Origin of the sequence: Mycobacterium helveticum, assembly GCF_007714205.1 — a bacterium.
Lineage (GTDB): Bacteria > Actinomycetota > Actinomycetes > Mycobacteriales > Mycobacteriaceae > Mycobacterium > Mycobacterium helveticum.
Window position 1 is genome coordinate 1 of sequence record NZ_VMQU01000395.1, and the last position, 283, is coordinate 283.

1 protein-coding gene is annotated in these 283 nt (G+C 72.4%); it reads left to right on the plus strand.

Features of this window, described 5'->3' with window-relative positions:
* Window positions 1-283 (plus strand): beta-ketoacyl-[acyl-carrier-protein] synthase family protein (locus FPZ47_RS28075; protein ID WP_145039851.1); only part of this gene is annotated, 283 nt, incomplete at both ends.

Sequence of the window (283 nt, forward strand, 5' to 3'; positions counted from 1 at the left end):
CCGCGCAGATGGCGGTGTTGCGGGCGGCTTACGGTGCTGCCGGGGTGCAGGCGCGCGAGGTCGACTACGTCGAAGCCAACGCCACCGGCACGCTGCTCGGCGACCCCATCGAGGCCCGCGCGCTGGGAACGGTGCTGGGCCGCGGACGCCGGCAGGAGGAGCCGCTGCTGATCGGCTCCGTCAAACCCGTTCTCGGGCACTTGGACGCCGCGGCGGGTGTTGCGGGGTTGATCAAGGCGGTGCTGGCGGTGCAGCGGGGGCGGATTCCGGCGAATCTGGGGTT